This window comes from Streptomyces sp. PTL18 (assembly GCF_059510295.1).
The window spans coordinates 127,377-153,326 of sequence record NZ_JCAJZO010000006.1; the positions used below are offsets into that span (position 1 = coordinate 127,377).

Annotated in this window: 23 protein-coding genes; 14 read left to right on the plus strand and 9 right to left on the minus strand. The window is 72.6% G+C overall.

The window, feature by feature from the left end:
• Positions 1-111: 111 nt before the first annotated feature.
• The 4 genes from AC5WS8_RS13770 to AC5WS8_RS13785 form a co-directional block, all read right to left on the minus strand.
• A complete protein-coding gene (locus AC5WS8_RS13770) occupies positions 112-1,170 on the minus strand; it encodes a ketoacyl-ACP synthase III family protein (RefSeq protein ID WP_496103641.1) in 1,059 nt (352 codons plus the stop codon).
• Between the two features lie 25 nt (positions 1,171-1,195).
• The gene (cimA, locus tag AC5WS8_RS13775) at positions 1,196-2,812 is read right to left on the minus strand and encodes a citramalate synthase (RefSeq protein ID WP_496103642.1); all 1,617 of its coding nucleotides are present in this window, start codon (positions 2,810-2,812) and stop codon (positions 1,196-1,198) included.
• 281 nt (positions 2,813-3,093) lie between these two features.
• Positions 3,094-4,845: an MFS transporter gene (locus AC5WS8_RS13780; RefSeq protein ID WP_496103643.1), complete on the minus strand. Its 1,752-nt coding sequence runs from the start codon at positions 4,843-4,845 to the stop codon at positions 3,094-3,096.
• Positions 4,846-4,947: 102 nt separating this feature from the next.
• A complete protein-coding gene (locus AC5WS8_RS13785; protein ID WP_496103644.1) occupies positions 4,948-5,970 on the minus strand; it encodes a CaiB/BaiF CoA transferase family protein in 1,023 nt (340 codons plus the stop codon).
• A gap of 385 nt (positions 5,971-6,355) precedes the next feature.
• Between AC5WS8_RS13785 and AC5WS8_RS13790 the strand changes: the two genes are divergently transcribed.
• The 6 genes from AC5WS8_RS13790 to AC5WS8_RS13815 all read left to right on the plus strand — a co-directional run bounded on the left by AC5WS8_RS13790 (position 6,356) and on the right by AC5WS8_RS13815 (position 13,224).
• A complete protein-coding gene (locus AC5WS8_RS13790; protein WP_496103645.1) occupies positions 6,356-7,477 on the plus strand; it encodes an epoxide hydrolase family protein in 1,122 nt (373 codons plus the stop codon).
• A gap of 113 nt (positions 7,478-7,590) precedes the next feature.
• Positions 7,591-8,844, plus strand: coding sequence for a cytochrome P450 (locus AC5WS8_RS13795; RefSeq protein WP_496103646.1), 1,254 nt, complete (start codon positions 7,591-7,593; stop codon positions 8,842-8,844).
• A gap of 46 nt (positions 8,845-8,890) precedes the next feature.
• A complete protein-coding gene (locus tag AC5WS8_RS13800; protein WP_496103647.1) occupies positions 8,891-9,913 on the plus strand; it encodes a zinc-binding dehydrogenase in 1,023 nt (340 codons plus the stop codon).
• Between the two features lie 36 nt (positions 9,914-9,949).
• Positions 9,950-11,032: a winged helix DNA-binding domain-containing protein gene (locus tag AC5WS8_RS13805; RefSeq protein ID WP_496103648.1), complete on the plus strand. Its 1,083-nt coding sequence runs from the start codon at positions 9,950-9,952 to the stop codon at positions 11,030-11,032.
• 110 nt (positions 11,033-11,142) lie between these two features.
• Positions 11,143-11,907 carry an SDR family NAD(P)-dependent oxidoreductase gene (locus AC5WS8_RS13810; protein ID WP_496103649.1) on the plus strand — a complete coding sequence of 255 codons (765 nt, stop codon included), beginning with the start codon at positions 11,143-11,145 and terminating at the stop codon, positions 11,905-11,907.
• A gap of 84 nt (positions 11,908-11,991) precedes the next feature.
• On the plus strand, positions 11,992-13,224 hold the full coding sequence (locus tag AC5WS8_RS13815; protein ID WP_496103650.1) for a cytochrome P450: 1,233 nt from the start codon (positions 11,992-11,994) through the stop codon (positions 13,222-13,224).
• 82 nt (positions 13,225-13,306) lie between these two features.
• On the opposite strand, the gene AC5WS8_RS13820 is transcribed toward AC5WS8_RS13815, so the two are convergent.
• Together AC5WS8_RS13820 and AC5WS8_RS13825 are read right to left on the minus strand one after the other, a co-directional pair.
• Complete coding sequence (locus AC5WS8_RS13820) at positions 13,307-14,734, minus strand: alpha/beta fold hydrolase (protein ID WP_496103651.1); 1,428 nt, start codon at positions 14,732-14,734, stop codon at positions 13,307-13,309.
• A gap of 94 nt (positions 14,735-14,828) precedes the next feature.
• Positions 14,829-16,271 (minus strand): MFS transporter, encoded by a 1,443-nt coding sequence (locus AC5WS8_RS13825; protein ID WP_496103652.1) that lies wholly within the window; start codon positions 16,269-16,271, stop codon positions 14,829-14,831.
• 344 nt (positions 16,272-16,615) lie between these two features.
• On the opposite strand from AC5WS8_RS13825, the gene AC5WS8_RS13830 reads away from it, so the two are divergent.
• The 5 genes from AC5WS8_RS13830 to AC5WS8_RS13850 all read left to right on the plus strand — a co-directional run bounded on the left by AC5WS8_RS13830 (position 16,616) and on the right by AC5WS8_RS13850 (position 20,321).
• Positions 16,616-16,939: a 2Fe-2S iron-sulfur cluster-binding protein gene (locus AC5WS8_RS13830; protein WP_496103653.1), complete on the plus strand. Its 324-nt coding sequence runs from the start codon at positions 16,616-16,618 to the stop codon at positions 16,937-16,939.
• Positions 16,939-18,198, plus strand: coding sequence for an NAD(P)/FAD-dependent oxidoreductase (locus AC5WS8_RS13835; RefSeq protein ID WP_496103654.1), 1,260 nt, complete (start codon positions 16,939-16,941; stop codon positions 18,196-18,198). Before AC5WS8_RS13830 ends, AC5WS8_RS13835 begins: the two co-directional genes overlap by 1 nt.
• Before the next feature lie 59 nt (positions 18,199-18,257).
• Positions 18,258-18,797 carry a hypothetical protein gene (locus AC5WS8_RS13840; protein WP_496103655.1) on the plus strand — a complete coding sequence of 180 codons (540 nt, stop codon included), beginning with the start codon at positions 18,258-18,260 and terminating at the stop codon, positions 18,795-18,797.
• 67 nt (positions 18,798-18,864) lie between these two features.
• Positions 18,865-19,386, plus strand: a complete 522-nt coding sequence (locus AC5WS8_RS13845; RefSeq protein WP_496103656.1) for a hypothetical protein — start codon at positions 18,865-18,867, stop codon at positions 19,384-19,386.
• A 152-nt stretch (positions 19,387-19,538) separates the two neighbouring features.
• Positions 19,539-20,321, plus strand: a complete 783-nt coding sequence (locus AC5WS8_RS13850; RefSeq protein WP_496103657.1) for a VOC family protein — start codon at positions 19,539-19,541, stop codon at positions 20,319-20,321.
• 82 nt (positions 20,322-20,403) lie between these two features.
• Here AC5WS8_RS13850 and AC5WS8_RS13855 read toward each other — a convergent pair whose 3' ends face one another.
• The 3 genes from AC5WS8_RS13855 to AC5WS8_RS13865 all read right to left on the minus strand — a co-directional run bounded on the left by AC5WS8_RS13855 (position 20,404) and on the right by AC5WS8_RS13865 (position 23,366).
• A complete protein-coding gene (locus AC5WS8_RS13855; protein ID WP_496103658.1) occupies positions 20,404-21,627 on the minus strand; it encodes a cytochrome P450 in 1,224 nt (407 codons plus the stop codon).
• A 98-nt stretch (positions 21,628-21,725) separates the two neighbouring features.
• Entirely contained in the window at positions 21,726-22,850 is a 1,125-nt protein-coding gene (locus AC5WS8_RS13860) for an acyl-CoA dehydrogenase family protein (protein WP_496103659.1), read from the minus strand.
• Positions 22,851-22,880: 30 nt separating this feature from the next.
• The gene (locus AC5WS8_RS13865) at positions 22,881-23,366 is read right to left on the minus strand and encodes an SRPBCC family protein (RefSeq protein WP_496103660.1); all 486 of its coding nucleotides are present in this window, start codon (positions 23,364-23,366) and stop codon (positions 22,881-22,883) included.
• Between the two features lie 250 nt (positions 23,367-23,616).
• On the opposite strand from AC5WS8_RS13865, the gene AC5WS8_RS13870 reads away from it, so the two are divergent.
• From AC5WS8_RS13870 to AC5WS8_RS13880, 3 genes are read left to right on the plus strand one after another with little or no spacing between them, the layout of a single operon-like run.
• Complete coding sequence (locus AC5WS8_RS13870; RefSeq protein WP_496103661.1) at positions 23,617-24,402, plus strand: SDR family NAD(P)-dependent oxidoreductase; 786 nt, start codon at positions 23,617-23,619, stop codon at positions 24,400-24,402.
• Between the two features lie 50 nt (positions 24,403-24,452).
• The gene (locus AC5WS8_RS13875; protein ID WP_496103662.1) at positions 24,453-25,013 is read left to right on the plus strand and encodes a flavin reductase family protein; all 561 of its coding nucleotides are present in this window, start codon (positions 24,453-24,455) and stop codon (positions 25,011-25,013) included.
• A complete protein-coding gene (locus AC5WS8_RS13880; protein ID WP_496103663.1) occupies positions 25,010-25,927 on the plus strand; it encodes an MBL fold metallo-hydrolase in 918 nt (305 codons plus the stop codon). The genes AC5WS8_RS13875 and AC5WS8_RS13880 overlap by 4 nt, the downstream gene beginning before the upstream one ends.
• The last annotated feature ends 23 nt before the right edge of the window (positions 25,928-25,950 follow it).

Genomic DNA, 25,950 nt, shown 5'->3' on the forward strand with positions numbered 1-25,950 from the left:
GTCCTTCCTTCGAATCGTGCCGTCGGGGACGGCGATCAGCAGAGTGGCACAGCCGCCTCGAGCGCACCTCGACGGCGGGTGGAGACCGGCCACATCGGGCCGGGTACGGCTTCAGGACCGGTCGGGACCCTCTTCGCCGCCCAGGTCCCAGTGGGGGCGTTCGGTGATCTCCACGACGGCGCAGCCCCAGCTGTAGCCCGCGCCGACACTCACGAGTACGCAGCGGTCCCCGGGGCCGGCCCTGCCGGAGACCAGCAGATGGTCGAGGCTCGCGAACTGGTCGCCGGCGCCGAGATGACCGACGGTCCGGCTGAACTCCCAGGTCGTGCGGTCCGGTTCGATGCCGAATGGCTTGTAGTAGATGGACCGCAGCCGACGCCGCCCGAAGTGCGGGAGCACCACCCAGCGGGCGTCGCCGAGGTCCATGCCGGCGTCGGCGAGCGCCTGCTTGAGCACGGTCCGCTGCCCGGCGTGCGCCCGGGTGATGGCGTACGACATCCCCACCCGGCCGACGAAGGCGCGTTTGGCCTCCTCGAAGTCGACGGGGATCCGGCTGCTGAACGGGGCCCTGGTGAACGGCTCGTCACCGCGGTGCAGGGGCTCCAGCGAAGCGTCGGCGTGCAGGGCGACGGAGAGAAGCCGGGCGAAGCCGCCGCGCCGGGACAGCACCAGGGCGGAGGCGCCGTCGGCGTAGGGCGTGCCGGGATCGGTCTGCCAGCGGTCGATGCCCGGGGTGCAGAAGCGGTCGGCGCAGGTGAGCAGCGCGTCGCCGTGGCCGTGGCCGGCCGTGAGGTAGGCGGCGGCCAGGTCGAGGGCCGCGAGTCCCCCGTTCGACATCTGCCGGATCTCCAGGGCGGGGCAGTTGTTGCCGAGCGCTTCGCGCTGGATGTACGAGGCCACGGGCCACAGGTCCTGGCCCTGGTGGTAGGTGTCCGCGTGCAGCACCAGGTCGACGTCGGCCGGGGCGCTGCCCGCACGGGTCAGTGCCGTCCGGGCGGCGTGCGCCGCCATCTCGGCGGCGGACTCGTCCGGGGAGTACGCCACCGAGACGGCGCCGGTGGCGGCGACGAGGCCGGCCGGGCACTCGCCCGCGGCCACGGCGTCGTCGATGCGCAATCGGGACGGGAGACGTACGGCGGTCCCCCGCAGGTAGATGTCTTCCACACGCACAGCCGCTCCAGAGGGTTCGAAGAGGTCAGCCGCCCGGTGCGGTCACCAGGCTCTCGGTGTCCTCGCGCCGCTCCGGCGCGTCGGACAGGACGTAGTGGACGGCGTCCAGCAGGGCCGTCAGGGCCGCCCCCGCCGCATGCCGGTCCACGCCGACGGTGCCCCAGTGGCGCTCGCCGCACCGGAACGACAGCAGGACCCGCACCGAGGGCGGCGTCGTACGGTCCCCGGCGAGTTCCCGGACCGTGTGCCCGGTCAGGCGCAGCCCGGCCAGCTCGGGGAAGACCGGGTCCAGGGCCTGGTGCAGGGCCGCGTCCAGGGCGTGCACGGGCTCCCGGCCGAGGCCGGTGGCGGTGCACGGCGCCCCCGCGACACGCACCAGCATCGAGGCCCGCGCACCGCCGCCGTCCCCGTCCAGGGCCACCTGCCAGGACTCCACGCCGATCGGCTCCGGCGGGGTGTCCCCGGCCAGCTCCGCACGCAGCAGCAGCGCGAAGGAGGCGTCGGCGGACTCGAAGCTGTAGCCACGGCTCTCCAGCTCCTTGACCCGGGCCGCGGTCCGGCCCACCGCCTCGGAGCCGGCATCCGCGTCGTAGCCCAGCTCACGGGCCTTCAGCTCGACGGAGGACCGTCCGCCCATGTCGGAGACCAGGACGCGCATGGTGTTGCCGACCCGGGACGGGTCGATGTGCTGGTACAGGCCGGGGTCGACGCGCAGTGCCGAGGCGTGCAGGCCCGCCTTGTGGGTGAAGGCCGCCGCGCCGACGTAGGGAGCGGCGGGCACCCCGGGGATCCCGCTGACCTCGGCGATGGCCCGGCCGGTGGGCTCCAGCTCAGCGAGCCGCTCCAGCGGAATCACCTCACGGCCCCGTTTGAGGACGAGGTTCGCCATGACGGTGAACAGGTTGGCGTTGCCGCAGCGTTCGCCGTACCCGTGGGCGGTGCCCTGGGCGTGCACGGCGCCCGCGTCCACCGCGGCCATGGTGTTGGCGACCGCGCAGCCGGTGTCGTCGTGACAGTGGATGCCGATGGCGGCGCCGGTCATGGCGATGGTGTCGGCGACGACCGCCTTCACCTCCTCCGGCAGCGAACCGCCGTTGGTGTCGCACAGCACGACCGTCTCCGCGCCGGCCTCCGCGGCGGTGCGCACCACTTCCAGGGCGTACTCGCGGTTGGTGACGTATCCGTCGAAGTAGTGCTCGGCGTCCAGGAACACCCGGCGTCCGGCGAACACCAGGTGCTGCACGGTGGACCGGATCATGGCGAGGTTCTCGGCGAGCGTGGTGCGCAGGGCCCGGTCCACATGCCCGGTGTGACTCTTGGCGACGAGCGTCACCACGGGTGTCTCGGCCTGGAGCAGCGCCCGCACCTGCGGGTCCCGAGCGACGGAGACATCAGGCCTGCGGGTGGCGCCGAAGGCCGTCAGCAGGGCGTTCCCGAGGTCGAGTTCGGTGCGCGCCCTGCGGAAGAACTCGGTGTCCTTCGGTACCGCGCCGGGCCAGCCGCCCTCGATGAATCCCACGCCCAGGGCGTCCAGACTGCGCGCAATGGCGAGCTTGTCGTCGACGGTGAGAGCAAGGCCCGCCATCTGGGTTCCGTCGCGCAGGGTCGTGTCGTAGAGCTGGAAGCCGCTCTGTTGCGCCATCGCCCCTCCCTTCCTGTCGGCCTGCACTTCGCTGCGCCGGCTTGGGCCAAGAGTCGGGCCGGTGGCTCGAAGGGGGCCGGAGCCGAGGTGGAACGCCGTGGGCGGTGCCGCGTCCGGTTGTCCGGCGGCTGCGCGTTCGTGGGGGGCCGGCCGCGCCCACACGGCAAGGCCGCACATCGATGCAGCCCCGCGCTCCTGAGGGGCGCGCTGCCGCGAGGCATAGGCAAAGGGGCCGGGCGGCTGTATGCCGTCCGGCCCCTACGGTGTCGTCCCGGGCGCTGTCAGGAGGCCGGGGCGGGCTCGGGCTCACCCGCCGGCTGCTCCTGGCGCAGGCGCTTGGGCAGGGCGAACATCAGCAGGAACACCGCGGCGGTGACCCCGATGAAGGCCTTGAGCAGCGTCTGGAAGCTGTCGGCGAAGGAGTCGCCGACCTGCTCCTTGCCGTACTTGCCGACGACCTGGGCCACCTTCGGGTCGCGCAGCGGCTGCACGGTGCAGCTGGCGGGCACGAGGGAGGCGTCCTTCTCGCTTGCCCGGTCGATGGCGCAGGTCCGGTAGGCCGTGGCGATGCTGTCGGCCTCACCCGGGGTGACCCGGACGCTCGCCACCAGCTCCTTGCGCAGCTGCGGCAGCTGGTGATCGACGTTGCCGGTGGTGTTGCCGACGATGCCGCCGAAGAAGACCACGCTGATCAGGGCACCGCCGATGGCGAAGCCGAGCTGGGTGTTGGTGTTGACCACACCGGAGGCCGAACCCGCGTGCTCGTGCGGCACCTCGGAGGTGACGATCAGCGGCAGCGGCGTGGCCACCGTGCCGAAGCCGAGGCCGACAAGGAACAGCGGGATCGCGATCTTCCAGGAGGTGACGTCGTGGCCGTACTTGCCGGCCACCCAGACGTACGTACCGAGGCCGATCATCAGCACCACGGCACCGATCTGCATCGCCTTGCGGCCGAACTTGGGCACCAGGATCATCACGGACGAGGTGGCCGTGAGGAAGGCGCCGATGCAGAACGGGAGGCTGGTCAGACCGGCCCGCATCGGGGACCAGCCCTGACCGACCTGCATGTACAGCGTCCACCCGATGGTGAACATGCCCATGCCCGCATAGAAGATCAGGTTCACGCCCAGGCCGGCCGAGTAGCTGCGGGTGCGGAACAGACCCAGCTCCACCAGCGGCGAGTTGTCCCGGCGGGACTTCTCACGCTGCCAGGCGACGAAGCCGAGGAGCACCAGCACCGAGGCCCCCATGGAGACGAAGCCCAGCGTGGGCCAGCCCATCTCACGGCCCTGCAGCAGCGGGAAGACCAGCATCACGAAGCCGATGGTCAGCAGCACCACGCCACGGATGTCCAGCCGGAGCGCGTGCGGCGCCTTGGACTCGGTGATGACCTTGGCTCCGTACACCAGGCCCACCAGGCCGACGGGCACGTTGACCAGGAACACCAGACGCCAGTCGAGACCGAACAGGTTCCACTCGACCAGCAGGCCGCCGAGGGCCAGACCGAGCGTCGCGGCGAGACCACCGACCAGGCCGTGCAGGGCGAAGGCGGTGCCGCGTTCCTTGTCGTTGAAGGTGACGTGGATGATCGACAGCACCTGGGGCACCATGACACCGGACGAGGCACCCTGGAGCACCCGCGCGACGACCAGCTGCCACGGCTCCTGGGCGATGCCGGCGGCGAGCGAGCACAGGGTGAATCCGCCGACGCCGATGAGGAACATCCTCTTGCGGCCGTAGATGTCGCCGAGCCGGCCACCGAGGATCAGGGTCAGGGCGAAGGCGAGCTGGTAGCCCACCAGAACCCACTGGATGGCCGAGTACCCGGCGCCCAGCTCCCGCTGCATGGAGGGCGCCGCCACATTGGCGATCGTGCCGTCCAGCAGATCCAGGAAGGCGGAGACGAGCAGCACCAGCAGGGCTGCCCAGCGCCGGGGATCCAGCGGCCTGTCCCCCGCCGTCGGATCCGCGCCCGTCGTCCTGCTGTCCACCTCCGTCTCGACGGACGGAGCCTGTTCGGACGAAATAGCCATGATGTGGCCTCTCCTATTACTTGGGGGGTTGTTTGGGGGATGCGTGTGGGGTTACGGGCGATGGCGGGCAAACCTGCCGCCCACCGGGCAGGATGACCGCGGTCAGTGGAATTCCGCTCGAGTCCTGCTGAACCGCGGCGCCGGGGTGGCGGGCCCACTGCCTCTGGCCTGGTGGTGGGGGTGCGCGGCAGCCTCCGCGACGCTCAGGACCGGCGTCACACACGCTTCCGTCTCCTCGAAGCGACGGGCCCAGTCGTCCCGGCTCCTGGTGAGGAACCGGCGGGCGAACACCCGCCGCAGCGAAGGCCAGTTGACCGGATCACTCCGGTCGGGCAACCGCTCGGGATCCAGCTCCAGGCCCTCCAGCAGTGCCCGGTAGAACCGTTCCTCCAGTGCGCCGACGGCGACATGGCCGCCGTCGGCGCACTCATAACAGGTGTAGAAGGGCGCGCCGCCGTCGAGCAGATTGACCCCGCGTTCATGCCGCCACTGACCGCTGTCGGCCATCGCGGTCAGCATGCCGAGCATCGCGCCGGCCCCGTCCACGATCGCGGCGTCCACGACCTGCCCCCGGCCGGAGGCCTGCCGCTCGTACAGCGCGGCCAGCACTCCCGCGACCAGGAACATCGCGCCACCCGCGAAATCACCCAGCAGATTGACCGGCGGCACAGGAGGCCCACCGGCCTCTCCGATGGCATGCAACGCGCCCGTCAACGCCAGGTAGTTGATGTCATGACCGGGGGTACGGGCGAGCGGCCCCTCCTGGCCCCAGCCGGTCATCCGGCCGTACACCAGTCGGGGATTGCGCCCCAGGCAGACCTCCGGTCCGATACCGAGCCGCTCGGCCACGCCCGGTCTGAAACCCTCCACCAGGACGTCCGACTGCTCCAGCTGCCGCAGCAGCCAGTCGGCGTCGCCCGGGTCCTTGAGGTCCAGCTCCACCGACCGGCGCCCGCGGTCGAGTTCTCCGTGCCAGTCCGCGAACGACCGGGCGCCGTCGACCCGGTCGATCCGCAGCACGTCGGCCCCCAGGTCCGCGAAGATCATGCAGGCGAACGGGGCGGGCCCGATCGCCGCGAGCTCCACCACCCGCAGGCCGTTCAACGGTCCGGTGCCTGTCGCCATCTGCGGCTCCTCCTCGTCGGAGTGGGCACGCTGCAAGCGGCCCCTGGAACTCCGCCCCAGGGGCACTCGCGCCGCACTCGAACCGGTGCGGCGGCCGCGCACGACGGGGGAGGGGACGTGCCGGGGGGTGTCCGCCCGCAGCGGCCGGCGAAAACCCGGCGCACCCCTGCGAGAAGCGGCCGGCCGGACCGAGGGCGGACCCCGGCGCGGCACCGGGTCCCCCGTCCGCCGCAGACGCGACACCAGCCACAACGGACCGCAAGGGTGCCGCCGCGGACATCGCCGCGACGGGCCACCGCAGGTGTCGCACGTTCCAGCCGCGCTCGAGCCCGCGCCCGTAGCCTCCGCGGGACACCAGCACGTAGCCGACCCGGGAGGCCCAGCGATGAGCAGGGACGTCACGCCGTTCCACGTGGCATTCGACGAGGCGGACCTCACCGACCTCAGGGACCGCCTGGCCCGCACCCGCTGGCCCGAGCCGGAGACGGTGGACGACTGGTCGCAGGGCGTGCCGCTGGCGTACCTGAAGGAGCTGGCCGAGCACTGGCGGACCGCGTACGACTGGCGGCCGACCGAGGCACGACTGAACGCACTGCCCCAGTTCCGCACCGAGATCGACGGCCTGGGCGTGCACTTCCTCCACGTGCGCTCCCCGCACCCGGACGCCCTGCCGCTGCTGATCAGCCACGGCTGGCCCGGCTCGGTCGTGGAGTTCCTCGACCTGATCCGGCCCCTGACCCACCCCGAGGACCCGGCCGACGCCTTCCACGTGGTCTGCCCGTCACTGCCCGGCTTCGCCTTCAGCGACAAGCCGTCCGCCCCCGGCTGGACCATCGAGCGTACGGCCGCGGCCTGGGCCGGGCTGATGGCCCGGCTCGGCTACGACCGCTACGCGGCCCATGGCGTCGACTGGGGCTCCTTCCTCACCGGCGTACTCGGCGAGACGGACGCCGCCCACCTGGTGGGCATCCACCTGGCCATGCCGTTCGCCAGGCCGCCGCAGGAGCAGGTCGCCCTGGACGACAGGGACCTGGCCGGTCTCGCCGCGCTCAAGGAGTTCCAGCAGAACGAGGGCGGCTACTCGGTGATCCAGGCGACCCGGCCGCAGACCCTCGGATACGGCCTCACCGACTCCCCCGTCGCCCAGCTGGCCTGGATGGCCGAGAAGTACTGGGCGTGGAGCGACCACGACGGCGACCTGGAGAAGGTGATCCCGCGCGACACGCTGCTGGACTGCGTGACCCTGGCGTGGCTCTGCCGCACCGGCGCGTCGTCGGCGCGCATCTACTGGGAGAGTCACAACAAGATGGCGCTTGCTCCCGTACACGTGCCTGCGGCGCTCTCCGTGTTCCCGAAGGATGCGCGGATGCCGCGGGCCTGGTGCGAGGGGCGTTTCACGGATCTGCGGCGCTGGACCGACCACGAGCGGGGCGGGCACTTTCCGGCGTTGGAGCAGCCGTCGCTTCTTGTGGACGAACTCCGCTCCTTCTTCCGCCTGCTGCGCTGAACGCCCCTTTTGCACCGCCGCGATGGGCCGTCGCGCGTGTGCGGCTGCGTCGTGGCCTGCCGTGCAGTTCCCCGCGCCCCTGTCGGGGCGCCGTCCACCGAGGAGCCATCACCGTGCCGGACGCGCACTCCACCGAGGAGCTGCCCCCCTTCCCGTTCCCCGGGTCGAGTTACCGGGGCCCGGCCCCGTTGTTCGCCCGGCTGCGCGCCGAGCGGCCGGTCGTGCGGGTGGCGTGGCAGGGCGGTGGCCATGCCTGGCTGGTCACCCGGTACGCCGACATCAAGGCCGCGCTCGAGGAGCCCCGGCTCAGCCGCGCCGCCGCCTACGCACCCGGGGCCCCGGTCTTCAGCGGACTCTTCCAGGCGCCGCCAGGCATGATCATCTCTGTCGATCCACCGGACCACACCCGGCTGCGCACCCTGGCCGAGCAGGCGTTCTCGGCGCAGCGGATCGAGGCGATGCGCCCCCGCGTACGGGAGCTGGCGGGCCGGCTGCTGAACGCCATGGAAGGCGAGGCGGAGGCGACGGGCGGCCCCGTGGACCTGGTCGGCTCCTTCGCAGCACCGCTCGCCATGACCGTGATCTGCGAACTCCTCGGCGTGCCCGAGGCGGACCGGGACCGGTTCCACACCTGGGTACGCCAGTTCGCCGACGTGTCGGCACCTCCTGAGGAGAGCGCACAGGGCGGGAAGAGGCTGGGCGAGTACATCGCGGGGCTGGTGGCAGCGAAGCAGCGGACTCCCGGCGACGACGTGCTCTCGGCACTCATCGGCGCACGGACCGGCCATGACGGACCGTCCGCGGACGACAGGCTCTCCTACGACGAACTGGTCGCCCTCGGCTTCACCCTCCTGGGTGCCGGCTTCGACTCCTCCGCAGGCCAGATCGCCAACTTCACGCTGACCCTGCTGGCCGACCACGCCGAGGCCTGGCGACACCTCGCAGAGCACCCGGAGGACATCCCGCCCGCCGTGGAGGAACTGCTGCGCACGGTCAATCTGAACGGCAACGACACCTCGGGGCTGCCGAGGATCGCCACCGAGGACGTGGCCGTCGGCGGCGTCACCATCCCGGAAGGCGACGCGGTCTTCCTCGCCTTCCCCTCCGGCAACCGGGACGAGACGGTGTTCGAGCGCCCCGACCGCGTCGACCTGCGTCGCGGCGGCCCCGAGCATCTGGCGTTCGGCCACGGCATCCACCGCTGCCTCGGCGCCCCACTGGCCCGCCTCGAACTGGCCGTGGCGCTGGAGGAGCTGACCCGCCGCTTCCCCGGCGCCCGGCTCGCCGTAGCGGAACAGGACCTGACCTGGCGACTCGGCGACGTGAACCACAACCCGCTGGCCCTTCCCCTGCATCTGCACTCCTGATCCGCAACCCCCTGACACTCCTGACCCGTATCCCCAGGGAGCCCCCATGACCACCGAGCACCTGCCCGCGACGAGCCGCGAGATCCGGCTCGCCGCCTATCCCGAAGGACCCGTCACCCTGGAGCACTTCGAGCCCGGCGAGTCGCCGCTCGGCGAGCCCGGCGAGGGACAGGTCGTCGTGCGCAACGACTGGATGACGCTGGGCTCGGTCGCCCGGGACCAGATGAACCCGGACACCAAGCTGCCGATCCCGGTATTCCAGCCGGGCGTGGCCATGTGGGGCCGCACGGTCGGCACGGTGGTCAGGTCGCACAGCCCGCTGCTCGCCGTCGGCGATCTCGTCGAGCATTTCAACGGATGGCGCGAGTACGCCGTCGGCACCGCCCACGAGTTCTTCAAGCGGGACCGCTCCCTGCTGCCGGGGCCGGAGTACTTCCTCTCCCAGGGGCCGACCGCCTGGCACGGCATGGTCGGCACCGCCGAGGTCGGCGAGGGCGATGTGGTGTTCGTGTCCGGCGCCACCAACGGGGTCGGTGCGCTGGCCGGACAGATCGCCAAACTGAGGGGCGCGGCGAAGGTCATCGGCAGCACCGGCTCCAAGGAGAAGATCGACTTCCTGGTGGGCGACCTGGGCTTCGACGCCGCGTTCGACTACCACGACGGCCCGGTGGCCGAGCAGCTCGCAGAGCTGGCCCCGGACGGGCTGAACGTCGTCTTCGACAACGTCGGCGGTGAGCAGTTCGAGGCGGCGGTCCAGGTCGCGGCGTCCGGCGCCCGGTTCGCGCTGTGCGGCGCGCTGGCCGGGCAGCACGGTACGGACGACGGCGGCCGGCCCCGGCTCGCCCTGATGTCGGCCATCACCAAGTCGCTGACGCTGCGCGGCTTCGCGACGCTGCACACGCCCCACCAGATCGAGGAGTGGAACGCCCAGTTCGGCGCCTGGCTGCGGGAGGGCCGGATCGTCTTCCCGCACACTGTCGTCGAGGGCGGGGTGGATGTACTGCCCGAGACCTTCGTGGCGCTGCTGGAACGCAAGTACAGCGGCACCGTCGTGGTGAAACTGTCCTGAGCAGGGCCCCGGTCGCGGGGGAGAGGCGGAGGCGGGATGACCGTACTGGATCGGCGCGCGCTGAACAGGGCGCTGCTGGCGCGGCAGCTGCTGCTCGAACGGCGGCCGGGGTCCGCCTCCGCCGTCCTGGAGCATCTGGTCGGCATGCAGGCGCAGGCTCCCGAGCCGCCGTACATCGGACTGTGGACCCGGCTGGCCGGCTTCGTGGCCGAGGATCTCGCGGAGCTGATCCGGAGGCGTGAGGCCGTGCGTGTCGCGCTGCTGCGCGGCACCATCCACCTGGTCACGGCACGGGACTGCCTGGCCCTGCGGCCGGTGCTGCAGAGCGTCCTGGACCGGCAGCTGACCGGCGCCTTCGGCCGCCGGCTGGAGGGCCTCGACCTCGACGAGGTCAGCGCCTGCGGACGCAAGCTCTCCGATGCCGAGCGGCTCACGCTGGGCGGCCTCGGCGCGCTGCTCGCCGAACGCTGGCCGCAGCACGAGCCGTTCGCCCTGGCCAACGTCGTCCGCGCCCGCGTGCCGCTGGTGCAGCTGCCGCCGCGCGGGCTGTGGGGCGAGAGCGGGCAGGCCGTGCACGGCACCGCCGAGGCCTGGCTGGGCCGGCCCCTGGGGACCGACACCGCGCCGGACACCCTGGTGCGGCGGTATCTGGCCGCCTTCGGACCGGCCACCGTCAAGGACATCCAGGCCTGGTCCGGGCTGACCCGGATCGGCGCGGTCGTCAAGCGGCTGCGGCCCGGCCTGCGGGTGTTCCAGGACGAGAACGGGGCCGACCTGTACGACGTCCCCGACGCGCCGCTGCCCGATCCCACGACGCCCGCGCCGGTGCGGTTCCTGCCGGAGTTCGACAACGTCCTGCTCGCCCACGCCGACCGCAGCCGCATCCTCACCGAGGAGCAGCGGCGCCTGGTCTTCACCCGCAACGGGCTGATCAGGTCGACGGTGCTCGTGGACGGTTTCGTACGGGCACTGTGGCGGATCGAGGACGGCGCCCTGGTCGTCGAGCCGCTGGGGCGTGCCCTCGCACGCCGGGACCGTACGGCCGTGGAACGCGAGGGCCGCGCCCTGTTGGCCTTCGCGGCACCGGAGCTCACGAACCCCGGGATCCGCTGGGTCTGACGCCCCATCCGCCCTGTGACCGGCGGCATCTGCTCTCCCCGGGCTCGACCGCCGCCCAAGACGCACCCGCTGTACTGGTTCCCTCGGACCGAAGTAGAGAGGGAACCGCCATGCCGGACCAGCCCTTTGCGGAGCAGACCGTCGTCGTCACGGGAGGCGGCACCGGTATCGGCCGTGCCGCCGCGCTGTCGTTCGCGGAACTCGGCGCACGCACCGTGATCATCACCGGACGGCGCAAGGAGCGGCTCGCCGAGGTCTCCGCTCTGCACGAGGCGATCGTGCCGGTGGGCGCGGACGTCACCACCGAGGCGGGCGCCCAGGCCGTGGCGGACGCGGTGGGCGAGCACGGCGGCGTGCTGGACGTGCTGGTGCACAACGCGGGGATCTTCCGCTTCAGCCCGCTGGCGGCGCTCGACGCGGCCACCGCCCGGGACGTCGTCGAGACCAACGTCCTCGGCCCCCTGCTGCTCACCGGCCATCTGCTGCCCCAGCTGCGCCCCTCCGGCGGCCGGATCGTCCTGGTCTCCAGCCGGGGCGGGCACACCCCGGGCCCGGACAGCTCCGTCTACTCGGCGAGCAAGGCGGCCGTGCACAGCTTCACCCGAAGCTGGGCCGCCGAGCTCGCCCCGCGCGGCATCCGCGTCAACGCCGTCGCCCCGGGCTTCGTACGCACCGAGGCCTACGCGGCCAACGGCCTCGGCCCGGAGCAGGTCGAGGGCCTGTTCGCCGGCGTCGCCGCCACCGTCCCGCTGGGCCGGATCGGCGAGCCCGAGGACGTCGCCCAGTGGATCACCTGGCTTGCGGACCCCGCGAACGAGCTGGTCACCGGCCAGATCATCACGGTCGACGGCGGTCTGGACATCACCGCCCGTTAGGGCCCCGCGGGCACAGGCACCTCCCGGGCGCTCCCCAGGCACCCCCGGCATCCACTCCTTCCGATCCTTCCGAAAGGACCCACCGTGACCACCAGTGCCACCGAGGCGGACACATCGGCAGAGGCCGCCGAGGCCAAGACGTTCCCGTACGCGCGCACCTGCCCGTTCACGCCTCCCGCCGAGTACGCGGAGATGATCGAAAAGGACGTCTCGCAGGTCACCCTGACCGGATCGGGCCTGCGCATATGGACGGTGACGGGCTACCAGACGATCAAGACGCTGCTCACCGATCCGCGGGTCAGCGCCTCCCGCAAGCACGCCAACTTCCCGTTCTACTTCATCGCGCCGCCGGAGTACCGCACGGAGACGTCGTTCATCGGCTACGACGGCAAGGATCACAGCTCCACCCGGCGCAAGGCGGCGCTGACGTTCACCAACCGCCAGGTGCAGCGCCTGCGCCCGCGCGTCGAGGAGATCGTCGACGACCACCTCGACAAGCTCCTGGCCCTTCAGCCCCCGGCGGACTTCCACCGGGTGTTCTCCCTCGCCGTTCCCATGACGGTGATCTGCGAGCTGCTCGGCATCCCGCAGGACCAGCACGACTTCTTCATCAAGCACGGCACGGCCCTGCTCGGCGGGCACAGCACCACCGAGGAACGGCAGGCCGCCATCGTCGAGGTCAACGCCTACATCCGGGAACTGATCCAGCTCAAGCGGCGCAAGCCGGGCGAGGACCTGCTGAGCCGGGCCATGGCCGACTACGCGGAGTCCGGCGAGGAGTACACCGACCGGGACCTGTTCAACATGGTGCGGCTGCTGATGAACGGCGGCCACGAGACCACCGCCAGCCAGATCTCGCTGGGCACGGCGTGCCTGCTGGAGAACCCCGACCAGCTGGAGCTGCTCCTTTCCGACCCGTCCCTGGTGAAGCCGGCCGTCGAGGAGCTGGTGCGCTACGCGACCATCGGCGACACGGCCGTACCGCGCGTCGCGCTGGAGGACATCGAGATCGGCGGCCATGTCATCCGCAAGGGCGACGGCATCCTCTGCCTGGGGCTCGCTGCCAACCGCGACCCGGAGGTCTTCCCCGAGCCGCAGAAGCTGGACATCACCCGCGGCAGCCGCAAGCACCTGGGCTTCGGGCACGGCGTGCACCACTGCATCGGCGCGGACCTGGCCCGCCTCGAGCTGGAGATCGTGTGGAGCAAGCTGTTCCAGCGCATCCCGACGCTGAAGCTGGCCAAGCCGTTCCTGGAGATCCCGCGCAAGGAGGGCGCCGTCATCTACGGCCTGTGGGAGCTGCCCGTCACCTGGTGAGGCCTTCCCCCTCCCCGACGACCAGGGGCCCGGTACCGCATTCGGTACCGGGCTCCTCGCTTCGTGTCCTGTGATGCCGGCGTCAGTGGCGGTCGGCGGCGATGTCCGGACGCGGGGTGCGGCCCGGGCAGGTCGCGCGGGGTGCCGGCAGCTCGCCGTCGACGAGGTAGCGGTGGACGACGGCGTCGACGTTCCGGTTGCCGCCGAGCACGTACACCTCGTGCTCGCCGGAGTCCTCGACGGTGAGCAGATGGTGGCCGAGGCGTTCCGCCATCGCCACGCCGCCCGCGTAGTGGTCCATCGGGTCGCCGTCGGCCTGTACCACCAGGCCCACCGGGTAGCCGTCGCGGACCGGCACGACGGGGGGCTCGGCGGGCTGGAAGGCGCGGAAGGCGCCCACCCAGGGCTGCGCGCGCAGCACGCCGTAACCGTACGGGTAGCGCTCCCGGAACTCCCGCATGTCCTGGTAGTAGACCTCCAGGTCGGCGGGCCAGGCGTGCTCCAGCGTGATGGCCTCCAGGACACCGCAGCGCAGCGAGCCCTCGCTGTCGTCGGGGCGCCAGGTGCCCTGCTCCTGCAGCAGCCGCCGGCAGGCCTCGGTGTCACCCGCGGTGGCGGCCTTGCCCAGCTCACCGGCCAGCCTGCCGAGTTCGGCCCACTGGCCGCGGTCGGCCGCGCGGTTGCCGACGGCGCCGTCGAACAGGGTGCGCAGGTGCGGACCCTGCCCGAGGCCGTCCAGGCGTACGACGACGTCCTCCACCCGGGCGAACACCTTCTCGGGGGTGTCGCCCAGGCCGAAGTGCAGATGACGTGCGGCCGTCCACTCCGCCCACCGCTCGACATTGCGCCGCACCGCGTCGCCCTGCCACAGGAACTGCTCGCGCCAGGTCCAGTCGGGGTGGACGCACGAGTCGAGGACGCTGCGGTCGAGGTGGGCGGGGAACAGGGTGCCGTACACGGCTCCGACGTAGGCCCCGTAGGCGTATCCGACGAAGTTCAGCCTCTCCTCGCCGAGGACGCCGCGGATCACGTCCATGTCGCGGGCGGTGTTGGGGGTGCTGATGTGGCGGCGCAGCTCGCCGCCCGCGCGGGCGCAGGCCTCCTCGCGCAGCCGCATGTCCTCGGCGAGCTGCTCGAACAGCGCGTCGGGCGGGCGGGAGTCGAACGGCGCCTTCGGCACGGTCACCTCGGCGAGCAGGTTGGTGGACGCGCCGGTGCCGCGCGGGTCGAAGCCGATCAGGTCGTACACCTCGTGCAGCGGCGTACCGGCGTACTCGTCGGGCAGCCGACGGCCGGCACCCCAGTCGCCGCCGGGGCCTCCGTTCACCCCGAGGAGGATGCCCCGGCGCCGCGTCGGCGCCGTCGCGCGGCGGCGGCTGAGGGCGATCTCGATCCGTTCGCCGCCCGGGTCCGCGTAGTCGCGCGGCACCTGGATCGTCGCGTGTTCGAGCAGCTCGTCGTCGGGGTCCGGCGACCACTGCGGTCGCTGGGCGTAGAAGTCGGTGAGCACCGCGAACCTCCGTTCTGTCAGGAGGTTCAGCCTCCCCTCAGCGGCTCGAGACGCTCTGGACGGCTGGTCGCTCGCGCGCGGCAAGGCCGCATGTCTACACGGCCCTGCGCCCCGGCACCGCCAGCGCGGCGAGGAGGCCGAGGGCCGCGAAGACGGCGGCGCCGGTCAGGGCGAGGTCGTAGCCGGAGGCGAGGGCGCCGGGGGAGGGCACCGGGCCGGGGGACGACGCCTGGTCGACACGGTGGGCCGACAGCGCGGCCAGCGTCACCAGACCGAGGGCGCTGCCGAGTTGGCGCGTGCTGTTGAGCAGCCCGGAGCCCAGGCCCGCCTGGTGGGCGGGCAGGCCCGCGGTGGCGGCGTTCGTCGTCGCGTTGAGCACCGCGCCCATGCCGAAGCCGAGCAGCAGGACGGGTCCCAGGAGGTCCGTGACGTAGCCGGCGTCCGCGTCCGCCCGCGCCAGCCACAGCAGGCCGAGGCAGGACAGCGACAGCCCGGCCAGCAGCACGGGCCGCGGCCCGGTGCGCGGGACGAGCCCGGAGACACCCCAGCCGCCGAGGGCGATGCCCACCGACAGCGGCAGGTAGCTCAGACCGGTGCGTACGGGGCTGTAGCCGAGGACCTGCTGGAGCAGCAGTGTGAAGAAGTAGAAGGTGCTGAACAGCGCCGCGACGCCGAAGAAGGCGACCAGGTTGGCGGCGGCCACCGAGCGGATCCGGAAGACGCCGAGCGGCACCAGCGGATGCCGGGCGAACCGCGCCTGGATCAGCGCGAACAGCACGAGCAGCGCGGTCCCGCCGACGAGCGGGCCGAGGACGGCCGCCGACGTCCAGCCGTAGGTGCTCGCCTCGGCGACCGCGCAGACCACCGCCATCAGTCCGAGCGTGACGGTGACGGCACCGGGGACGTCGAGGCGGGGGCGCGGCCCGTCGCGGCGCGGTCCGCGTGGCACGACCCAGTGGACGGTCGCGAACAGGACCAGCCCGATGGGCACGTTGATCAGCAGGGTCCAGCGCCAGGACAGCCACTCGGTGATCGCCCCGCCGGCCAGCACCCCGACCGCCCCCGCCGCCCCGGACACCCCGCTCCACCAGCCGAAGGCCTTCGCCCGTGCCTCCGGCCGGGTGAACGTCGTACCGAGCACGGTCAGCGTGGCGGGCGCCATGACGGCCGCGCCCAGGCCCTGGAAGGCGCGGGCCGGGATCAGGGTCGCGGGGCTGTGCGCCGCCCCGCCGACGGCGCTGGCGAGCGTGAACAGGCCGACACCGGCGAGGAAGATCCTGCGCTGCCCGAACAGGTCGGCGAGTCTGCCGCCGAGCAGCAGGAAGCCGCACACGACGACGGTGTAGGCGTTGTTGACCAGCTGCAGGTGGTGCCGGTCGAAGTGCAGGTCCCGGGCGATGGCGGGCAGCGCCACGTTGACCACCGAGGCGTCGAGCACGTTCATGAACTGGCCCAGGCAGCAGGCGGCGAGGACGAGCCCGAGCCGCGGCCCGGTGCGGACGGGCGTCGCGGCGGGGCGCACGGTCGAAGCGGTCATGCGGGCACGCTGCGGCGGTGCGGTGGACAGCCGATCGCGGCCGGGTCGAGCCGAGCGGACCCGGCCACCCGAGCGCCGAGCGAGCCGCGTGGCCCCGGTCGCCCGAGCGTCGAGCGAGGCGCGTGGCCCGGTCGCCCGCGTGCCCGGCGAGTCCGGCGCATCCGCCCACCCGCCTGCGCGGCGAGCCGTACGGATCCGGCCATCCGCCTGAGGAGCGCTCAAGGGCGTCTCAAGACCCGGCGCCCACAGTCCCCCTCCGTACGTGAGCGGGGCGGATCCGCTGCCGCCGCAGACCGGATCCCCTACCGCCGCAGGGCCGGACGACATTCCCCGAGGAGAGCGCCATGGCCAAGATCACCTATCTGCATCCGAACGGCACCGCCACCGTCGTCGACGTCCAGGCACCCAACACGGTCATGCGCGGCGCGAAGCTCAACAACATCGACGGCATCGAGGCGCAGTGCGGCGGCTCCGCGCAGTGCGGCACCTGCCACGTCTACGTCGACGAGAACAGCACCGTGCCGCTGCCGGCGATGGACTCCGTGGAGGACGACGTGCTGTACGGCACGGCCTGCCCCCGCCGGGAGAACAGCCGGCTCAGCTGCCAGCTGCCGGTCACCGAGGAGCTGGACGGGCTCGTGGTGCACCTGCCCGAGGCGCAGAGCTGATGGCCGCCCGGGGGGTCGTCGTCATCGGCGCCGGGCAGGGCGGCCTGGAGACGGCGGCCGCGCTGCGCGCCAAGGGCTACGGCGGACCGGTCACCCTGGTCGGCGAGGAGCCGGTGCCGCCGTACCAGCGGCCGCCGCTGTCCAAGGGGTTTCTCACCGGCGCCACCGGCCGCGACGAACTGACGCTGCGCACCGAGTCGTTCTTCACCGCCCAGGACATCGCCCTGGTCTGCGGAGACCGTGCGGAGCGCATCGACGTGGACGTGCAGCGCGTCCGGCTGGCCTCGGGCGGCACGCTCCGCTACGACAAGCTGGTCCTCGCCACCGGTTCCCGGCCACGCACCCTGCCCGTTCCGGGCATGGACCTGTCCGGTGTACGGACGCTGCGCACGCTCGCCGACGCGGAGGCGCTGCGCGGTCTGCTCTCCGGGCCGCCCCGGCAGGTCGTCGTGCTCGGCGCCGGGTTCGTCGGACTGGAGACGGCCGCGACCGCACGCGGCCTGGGTCACGACGTCACGGTGGTGGAGGCGCAGCGCCGCGTCCTCGCCCGCGCGCTCACCCCGCAGATGTCCACCTGGCTGGCCGGCAGGCACGGGCGGCAGGGAGTACGGCTGCTGCTCGGCGCGGAGGTCACGGCCCTGCGCGGAACACCCGCGGGCGAGGTCGCGGGGGTGCAGCTGCTGGACGGCCGGCGGCTGCCCGCGGACCTTGTGATCGCCGGTGTCGGCGCGCTGCCCGAGACCCGGCTCGCCGCCGAGGCCGGACTCCTCGTCGGTGACGGCGTCATCGTCGACCGGTGGCTGCGCACGGACGACCGGTCCGTGTACGCGATCGGCGACTGCGCCCGTTTCCCCAGCGCCCGGCAAGGGCGCCACATTCGCCTGGAGTCGGTGCAGAACGCATCGGACCAGGCCCGGTGCGTGGCCGCCGCGATCTGCGGCGAGTCCGCGCCGTACACCGCGGTCCCCTGGTTCTGGTCCGAGCAGTACGCGCTGCGGCTGCAGATGGCCGGACTGACCGCGGGGCACGACGAGACGGTGACCCTCGGCGATCCCGACGGGGCCCGTTTCTCCGTGCTCTGTTTCCGCCAGGGCCGGCTGACCGGCGTCGAGTCGGTCGGCAGGCCCGCGGACCACGCCATCGCCCGCCGCCTGCTGGCGTCGGGCACCGGTCCCTCCCCCGCCGAGGCCCGCACCACCGGTTTCGACCTCAAGTCCTTCGTCATGAAACCCGGTTCACCGGCCCCGGTGCCCGCATGACCCCGCCCACCGGCCGGAGCACCCGCAACCGGCACCACCACGAGAGAGGCTGTCCCCACATGTCCGAGACCAGACCGACCATGGCCACCCGTACCCGCCGCACCCCGAGATCCCGCCGCACCCTGCTGGCGTCGCTGACCGTGTCCGCCGCGATCGCCGGGTCGCTGGCCCTGTCGGCGGCGCCCAGCGGCGCGGCTCCCGGCGCCGACTGCCTGGTGGGCACCTGGGACCTCACCGTGTCCGTCACCACGCCGGACGGCGGCGCGGCGGTCACCACCCCGCGCTTCGTGTTCTCCCCGGACCACCGGCTGTCGGCGGAGGGCCCGAAGGACAGCGACGGCGTGCCCGCCTACGTCGCCCACGGCTTCTGGAACGAGGACGACCGCGGCGACATAGCGATGTACATCAGCCACAACGGCCGTCCGGACGGCGCCTACCTCGGTGCCGTGCAGGCCGAGCACATCGGGCACCTCAGCCGTCACGGCACCCGGTTCAGCTCCCACGCCTACGCCTTCACCACCCAGCAGGACGGGACCACGCAGGGCCCGATCTCGGTCAGCGCACAGGCCGTCAAGGTGTCCGACGCCACCACCCAGTGACCCACGCCGCGCGGGCCGGCGCGGCAGACCCGGTCGGACTCCGCCCCCACGTCGAGAGGTTCCCCCCATGTCTGACACCCGCACGACCGCTCCTGTACGGCCCCGCCGCGCCACCCTGCGAGCCCTCGGCCTGTGGCTCGTCGTGGTGGCCGCGGTACTCACCGGGGCCGTCTCCACCGCGTCCGCCGACGAGAGCTCCCCGGCGGTGTCCCCGGTGGGCACCTGGACCACCGCCGTCACCATCGGCACCGGGCCGGACGCGGTGACCTCGACCTCGCACTTCACCTTCGCCGCGGACCACACGCTGACCACGGACGGCGCGCCCGGCCCGGACGGCAAGCCCCAGTACCCGGGCACCGGGTACTGGACGGCACGGCCCGACGGGGCGTTCGCGTTCTCCATCACCCACGGCGGACCCGACGTGGCCGACGGCGGCGGCACCTACCCGGGCACCGTGTACGCGGTGCACCAGGGCCGGGTCCGCGGCGACACCTTCACCACGACCGCCGTGGCGTTCACCGTCGTCGAGAAGACCGGTGCCCGCCTCGGCCCGATCACGGTCAGCGCGCGCGGCACCCGGGTGCCCTGACCCTCGCGCGGCCCACCGGAACCACGGCCCGCGCCCGGCTGCTCCCCCTCGAGCCGGGCGCGGGCCGTTCTCGTCCGCCGCTCGAGCGCACGCCCCTAGCGTGCGCCATGACCACGCCCATATACCCCCCGCTGCAACGAAATGAGGCAGACATGACCGCATTCGCCGCCGGATCCCCGTGCTGGGTCGACGTCAGCGTCCCCGACCTGGACGCCGCGCGACGCTTCTACGGTGCGCTCCTCGGCTGGACCTTCGAGCCGGGTGACGAGCGGTTCGGCTTCTACACGCCGGCGCTGAAGGACGGCAGGAACGTCGCCGCCCTCGCGTCCGCACAGGGCGGTGCCCCCGCCGCCTGGAACCTGTACTTCGCCACCCCGGACGCGCAGGACCTGGCCCGGCGCATCGGGGAGGCCGGCGGCAAGGTCGTGGTGGAGCCGACCGCGATCGGCGACGCCGGGACCCTGCTGGTGGCGACCGACCCGGGCGGGGCGCACTTCGGTGCCTGGCAGCCGGGCACGCGTGCGGGGTTCGACGTCCAGGGGGTGCCCGGCTCGTTCTTCTGGCCGGAGATCTACACCCGGGACAAGGCCGCCGTCGACCCGTTCTACGAGACCGTGTTCGGCTTCACCGGCCAGCAGATCTCCGAGGGTCCCTTCGACTTCAAGCTGTGGTTCCAGCAGGGCAACCCGCAGCCGGTCGCCGGGCGCCTGCAGATGGGCGAGTCCGTCCCGGCCGAGGTCCCCGCGCACGCCCTCGTCTACTTCTCGGTGGCCGACACCGACGAGACGGTGGCGAAGGTGCTGGAGCTCGGCGGCAGCGTGAGCCGTGAGCCGTCGGACAGCCCGTTCGGGCGCTCCGCCCTCGTCGCCGACGACCAGGGAGCGCGGTTCGCGGTGATGGGCCCGGTCAAGGACGCCGGCTCCGCCGCGAGCTGACCGTCGTAGCCGAAGAGCCGGTCCCGGAACCCTGACGGGTTCCGGGACCGGCTCCTGTGCGCTGTCCGCGGGGCGGCCGCGTTCAGTCCCCCCAGACCACCGGCAGGCTGGTCAGCGTGTGGTTGATCTCGCCCACGTGCCACGGAAGTTCGGACTCCGGCACCGCCAGGCGCAGGTCGGGGAAGCGGGACACCAGACCCTCGATGGCGATCACCAGCTCCATGCGGCCCAGGTGCTTGCCCAGGCAGTAGTGCAGGCCGTGGCCGAAGGAGATGTGCGGGTTGTGCTCACGGGCCAGGTCGAGCCGGTCCGGTTCGGTGAAGACGGCCTCGTCCCGGTTGGCGGAGGCCAGGGCGAGCAGCACCGCGTCGCCCTTGCGGATGGTCACGCCGCCGACCTCGATGTCCTCGGCCGCGATCCGCGGGAACCCGGAGGTGTCGGTGGCGAACAGGTTGACGTGCCGCAGGAGTTCCTCGACGGCCACCGGGATGCGGGAGTGGTCCTCGCGCAGCCACTCCCATTTGTCGCGGGCGTCGACCAGCAGCGCGAGAACCGAGTTGGCCAGCTGGTTGGCGGTGGTGTCGAAGCCCGCGCCGATGAGCGTGAAGCCGAAGGTGACCAGCTCCTGCTCGCTGAGCCGGTCGTCGTTGTCGCGGGCGGCGATCAGCTCGGAGAGCATGTCGTCGGTGGGGGCGGCCCGCTTCTCGGCGATGAGGCCGACGATGTACTCGCTGAGCTTGGCGAGCCCGTCGAGGGACTCCTTGCCTCCGGCCCGCTCGTCGACGGTGGCGAAGGCACGGGCCCACTTCTCGAAGGTCCGCAGGTCCTCGGCCGGCACACCCAGCAGCTCACCGATGACGGTCAGCGGCAGCGGCACCGCGAACTCCTGCACCAGGTCGGCGGTGCCGCCGCGGGCCTGGATGCCGTCGAGCAGTTCGTCGCAGACCTTCTGCACGTTGTCCCGCATGCGCTCGATCCGGCGCATCGTGAAGGCTCCGGCCACCAGCTTGCGCAGCCGGGAGTGCTCGGGCGAGTCGAGCGAGATGATCATCTCCGGGGTGGTGTGCATGGTGCCGCCGATCCGGGGGGCGCCCTCGCCGCAGGCCATGGCCCGGCTCAGCCGGGGGTCGGCGGACAGCTCCCGCACGTCCTGGTAGCGGGTCACCAGCCAGGCGTCCACCCCGCCCGCGGTGCGCACCTTGACCACCGGCCGGGTCTGGCGCAGCTCCGCGTAGCGGGGTGCCGGCCCCCGGTACGACGAACCGGGCAGGGGGTACACATCGGTTTCCTGAAGGGCAGTCACCATGACTCCTTCGCTGTAGCCGCCAAGGTCTCCACCACCGTAGGAACGGGTGATGGAGACCAAGTCGGCTGGAACTGGAGCCGGTGCGGCGCCGGGGAACCTCAGGCGTCGGCGGGGCCGAGCAGCACCGTGGACCAGTTCTTGCGGGCCGCGGTGTCGTACTGCAGGGCGACATGGCTGGTGGCCGAGGTGACGTCCCGCCATATCCGCTGCAGGGCGTGCGTCTCCCCGAGGCCGCCGGTGCCCGTGGTCCGGACCAGCAGGTCCAGGGCGCGCCGCAGGAGTTCGGCGGAGAAGGTGGCGTTGCGCTCGTTGCGCGCCATCAGCTCGGGTGTGAAGGCGCGCGTGTCGAGTACCTCGGCGTTCTGCTCGACGAGGTGCCGGGCCGCGTCGACGCACCCCGAGGCCCGTACCAGCCCGGTCTCGGCGGTGACGGTGCGCTTGCGCCCGGTCAGCAGCCCGCCCGCCGCCTGCAGCGCACCGGCGGCGGCACCCGCCACGGGCGCGATGAAGGTCAGCCCGCCGACGGCCTGGAACGGCACGTTGTGTCCGGGCACCTCGGAGGTGGCGTTGCGCCCGCTGAGCATGTCGGCGCGGGCGAACGACAGATGACCGGGTACGAGGACGTCGTCCACGACGACGGTGTGGCTGCCGGTGGCCCGCATACCGACGCTGTCCCAGGTCCGCTCGACGCTGAACGCACCCTGGGGCAGCGCGAAGAACCGCAGCTCGGCCGGCCCGTCACCGTCGGGCGTGGGCACCGCCGCGCACAGCAGCGCCCAGTCGGCGAAGTCGATGCCGCTGACGTAGGCCCAGCGGCCCGCGAGCCGCCAGCCGCCGTCGGCCGGCCGGGCCCGCCCGGCCGGCATGAGCCCCGTGGCGATGACCGTGTCCGGGCTCTCGCCCCACAGCGCCCGGTGCCCCTCGGCGGGCAGATGGGCGGCGAACCGCGCCGAGTACGCGGCCAGGGACGCGCACCACGCGGTGGCCGCACAGCCCTCGCCGACGGTGAGGACCGCGCGGGTCAGCTCACCGAACGTGCCCTCGCTGCCGCCCCACCGCCCGGCCACGAAGTGCCGGGCGAAGCCGGCCGCGGTCAGCGCCTCGGTCACCGCCGGCGCGAGCGCCCGCTGCCGGTCCGCCTCGGGGGCGTGCTCGGCCGCGAGCAGACGCAGCTTGTCGGCGGCGGGGAGCAGTCCTGTTCCGTTGCCGGAGTCGTGTCCCATGCCTGTGTCCTCCTGTCGTGACGAGACGGGTCAGACGCCGCGCGCGACGGCCTGCGCGAAGCGCTCCAGGGTTTCGCCCGGGCTCGGGCCGTCCAGGGCGCGGAAGATCCGCTCGGCGCCCTCGCCGTGCTTGTGCAGCTTGACGTGCGCGAGCGACACCTTGGTGTGCGTGGCGTCGACGGGCTCGAAGTCGACCTCGATCTCGCTGGCCCGTTCGTCGTCCGGGATGGACTGCCAGTTGCCGTCGATGCGCCAGGTCATGACGAGCCGGCGGCCCGGCTCCCACTCCAGGACCCGGCCCCAGGCGATCTCGGTGCCCTCCACGTCCCACTCGTAGTACCGGCCACCGACACCCGGGTCGAAGGCGAGCCCGGCGCGCTCCTTCCTGACCAGCACGTGGGACGGCGGCCACCAGTCCGCCGGCCGTTCGGTGAACACCCGGAAGCAGTCCTCGGGGCCGGCGTCGACGGTCACCGACTTCCGTACATCGGGGATGGTCTGCGTCTGTTCGGGCACGGGTCCTCCTCGTCAGCGGCTGCACAGGTCCGCTCACGCTGGCGTGCGGGCCTAGGCCCCCGCTCGCCTCCTGCCGGAGCGTGCGCCGCAGCGCCCCGGAAGGAGCGCGGGGAACCGCGCGACCAGCCAGGGCCGGCACCGCGGACGCAAGACGGCGGATCGCGGCACCACCAGCGCAACTCCAGCGCATGTCGAGGCCCCCCGGTCACCGTCGTCCCGTTCCGGCCCCACGACCTCTCGGGAGAGCACGATGACAGAAGCGGGACGACGGGTGGCCTTCGTCACCGGCGCGACCAGCGGGATCGGGCTGGCCGTGACCGAACTGCTGGCCCGGCAGGGGGCCTCGGTGTTCGGGGTGGCGCGTGCCGAGGAAAGCGTCACCGCGGTGGTGAAGCGACTGCGCGAGGAGGGCCTGGAGGTCTCCGGTGCGGTCTGCGACGTCACCTCCGGTGAGCAGGTCAAGGCCGCCGTCGAGGCGGCGGTGGCCGCGTACGGGCGGATCGACATCCTCGTCAACAACGCGGGCCGGGGCGGCGGCGGCGTCACCGCGGAGCTGCCGGACGCCCTGTGGCTCGACGTGATCGACACCAACCTGAACGGTACGTTCCGGGTGACCCGCGAGGTGCTGAGCACCGGGCGGATGCGGGACGGCGACTGGGGCCGCATCATCAACATCGCTTCCACCGGCGGCAAGCAGGGTGTCGAGCTGGCCGCGCCGTACTCGGCCTCCAAGCACGGTGTCGTCGGCTTCACCAAGGCCGTGGGCAAGGAACTGGCGAAGACCGGCATCACGGTGAACGCGGTGTGCCCCGGCTATGTCGAGACCCCGATGGCACAGCGGGTCCGCCAGGGCTACGCCGACCACTACGGCGTCAGCGAGCAGGAGATGCTCGAGAAGTTCAACTCGAAGATCCCGCTGGGCCGCTACTCCACGCCCGAGGAGGTGGCCGGTCTGGTCGGCTATCTCGCCTCGGACACCGCCGCCTCCATCACCGCCCAGGCGCTCAACGTCTGCGGCGGTCTGGGCAACTACTGATCCCTCAACCGACCGCCGCCGACCCCGCTACGAGAGACGGAGCCCGACCGATGACCGACACCGGTGGCACGCTGCTCGCCGAACCCGAAACCGACGTCGCCGCCTTCCGGGCCGCGATGGGCCGCTTCCCCACCGGGGTCACCCTGCTCACGCGGGGCAGCGGCGACGACACCATCGTCATGACCCTCAACAGTCTGACCTCCGTGTCCCTCGATCCGATGCTGCTACTGGTCTCGGTCAAGGCGGACGGCCGGATGCGTCCGAAGATCGTGCGCGGCGGGGGCTTCGCCGTGAACGTGCTCAGCGAGCCGCAACGCGACCTCGCCCAGGAGTTCTGTCGTCCGGACCGACCGGCGGGCCGGGCCGCGATGGCGCGCCTCGGCGCGGTCGAGGGAGTGCTCGGCCACGCCGTGCTCCCCTCGGCCGAGGCGTACTTCGAGTGCGAACTGCACGACGAGCACGAGGCCGGCGACCACGTGCTGCTCATCGGCCGGGTGGTCGCCGTGCGGAACAGGCCCGGCGAGGCGCAGCCGCTCGTCTTCCACCGCGGCGGGTACGCGCAGGTCGCCGCTGCCGCGCCGGCCGCCGTGGACCGGGACAGGGCGGCATGAGCGCTCCGGTGCAGGCACCGCCGTCGCTCGAGCGGGTGGCGGAGGGGGTCTACGCGTACGTGCAGCCGGGCGGCGGATGGTGCGTGAACAACGCGGGGCTGGTGGTCGGCGAGGACGTCGCGGTCCTCGTCGACACGGCGGCCACCGAGGCCCGTACCCGGCGGCTGCGCGAGGCCGTCGAACGGGTCGCGCCCGGCGGCGTGGACTTCGTGGTCAACACCCACTTCCACGGCGACCACACCTTCGGCAACGGCCAGTTCACGCCCCGGGCGCTGGTCGTCGCCCACGCCGGGACCCGCGCGGACAGCGCGGAGGCGGGTCTGCATCTGCGGGGGCTGTGGCCCGAGGTGGAGTGGGGCGAGACACCGCTGACCCTGCCCTCGCTCACCTTCGACGACACGCTGACGCTGCACACGGGCGGTCTGCGGGCCGAACTGCTCCATGTGGGCCCCGCACACACCGCGAACGATGTGGTCGTGTGGGTCCCCGAGCGGGCGGTGCTGTTCACCGGCGACGTCGTGTGGTCGGGTGTCACGCCGTACGTCCTGATGGGCTCGGTCACCGGTTCGCTCCGGGCGCTGCGGCGGCTGCGCGCGCTGGGCGCGCGCACCGTGGTCCCGGGCCACGGGCCCGTCGGTGGACCTGAGTTGCTGGACTTCACGGAGGCGTATCTGCGGCTGCTGGAGGCTCTGGCCGCGGACGGCCTGCGCGACGGCCTGACCCCGCTCCAGGCCGCGGAGCGTGCCGACCTCGGCGAGTTCGCCGGTCTGGTCGACGCCGAGCGGCTGGTGGGCAATCTGCACCGGGCCTACGCCGAGCAGCAGGGCCTGACCCCGGGTGCCCGGCTCGACGTCGTGGCGTCCTTCAAGGAGATGGTCGCCTTCCTCGGCGGCCTGCCCGCCTGCCACGCCTGAGCCACCCGGACAGCACAACGGGG

Excerpts from the sequence above, each read along its gene's own strand:
- cimA (WP_496103642.1), bottom strand. The coding sequence starts at position 2,812 with ATGGCGCAACAGAGCGGCTTCCAGCTCTACGACACGACCCTGCGCGAC.
- AC5WS8_RS13780 (WP_496103643.1), bottom strand. The coding sequence starts at position 4,845 with ATGGCTATTTCGTCCGAACAGGCTCCGTCCGTCGAGACGGAGGTGGAC.
- AC5WS8_RS13785 (WP_496103644.1), bottom strand. The coding sequence starts at position 5,970 with ATGGCGACAGGCACCGGACCGTTGAACGGCCTGCGGGTGGTGGAGCTC.
- AC5WS8_RS13790 (WP_496103645.1), top strand. The coding sequence starts at position 6,356 with ATGAGCAGGGACGTCACGCCGTTCCACGTGGCATTCGACGAGGCGGAC.
- AC5WS8_RS13800 (WP_496103647.1), top strand. The coding sequence starts at position 8,891 with ATGACCACCGAGCACCTGCCCGCGACGAGCCGCGAGATCCGGCTCGCC.
- AC5WS8_RS13805 (WP_496103648.1), top strand. The coding sequence starts at position 9,950 with ATGACCGTACTGGATCGGCGCGCGCTGAACAGGGCGCTGCTGGCGCGG.
- AC5WS8_RS13810 (WP_496103649.1), top strand. The coding sequence starts at position 11,143 with ATGCCGGACCAGCCCTTTGCGGAGCAGACCGTCGTCGTCACGGGAGGC.
- AC5WS8_RS13825 (WP_496103652.1), bottom strand. The coding sequence starts at position 16,271 with ATGACCGCTTCGACCGTGCGCCCCGCCGCGACGCCCGTCCGCACCGGG.
- AC5WS8_RS13830 (WP_496103653.1), top strand. The coding sequence starts at position 16,616 with ATGGCCAAGATCACCTATCTGCATCCGAACGGCACCGCCACCGTCGTC.
- AC5WS8_RS13835 (WP_496103654.1), top strand. The coding sequence starts at position 16,939 with ATGGCCGCCCGGGGGGTCGTCGTCATCGGCGCCGGGCAGGGCGGCCTG.
- AC5WS8_RS13840 (WP_496103655.1), top strand. The coding sequence starts at position 18,258 with ATGTCCGAGACCAGACCGACCATGGCCACCCGTACCCGCCGCACCCCG.
- AC5WS8_RS13845 (WP_496103656.1), top strand. The coding sequence starts at position 18,865 with ATGTCTGACACCCGCACGACCGCTCCTGTACGGCCCCGCCGCGCCACC.
- AC5WS8_RS13850 (WP_496103657.1), top strand. The coding sequence starts at position 19,539 with ATGACCGCATTCGCCGCCGGATCCCCGTGCTGGGTCGACGTCAGCGTC.
- AC5WS8_RS13855 (WP_496103658.1), bottom strand. The coding sequence starts at position 21,627 with ATGGTGACTGCCCTTCAGGAAACCGATGTGTACCCCCTGCCCGGTTCG.
- AC5WS8_RS13860 (WP_496103659.1), bottom strand. The coding sequence starts at position 22,850 with ATGGGACACGACTCCGGCAACGGAACAGGACTGCTCCCCGCCGCCGAC.
- AC5WS8_RS13870 (WP_496103661.1), top strand. The coding sequence starts at position 23,617 with ATGACAGAAGCGGGACGACGGGTGGCCTTCGTCACCGGCGCGACCAGC.
- AC5WS8_RS13875 (WP_496103662.1), top strand. The coding sequence starts at position 24,453 with ATGACCGACACCGGTGGCACGCTGCTCGCCGAACCCGAAACCGACGTC.
- AC5WS8_RS13880 (WP_496103663.1), top strand. The coding sequence starts at position 25,010 with ATGAGCGCTCCGGTGCAGGCACCGCCGTCGCTCGAGCGGGTGGCGGAG.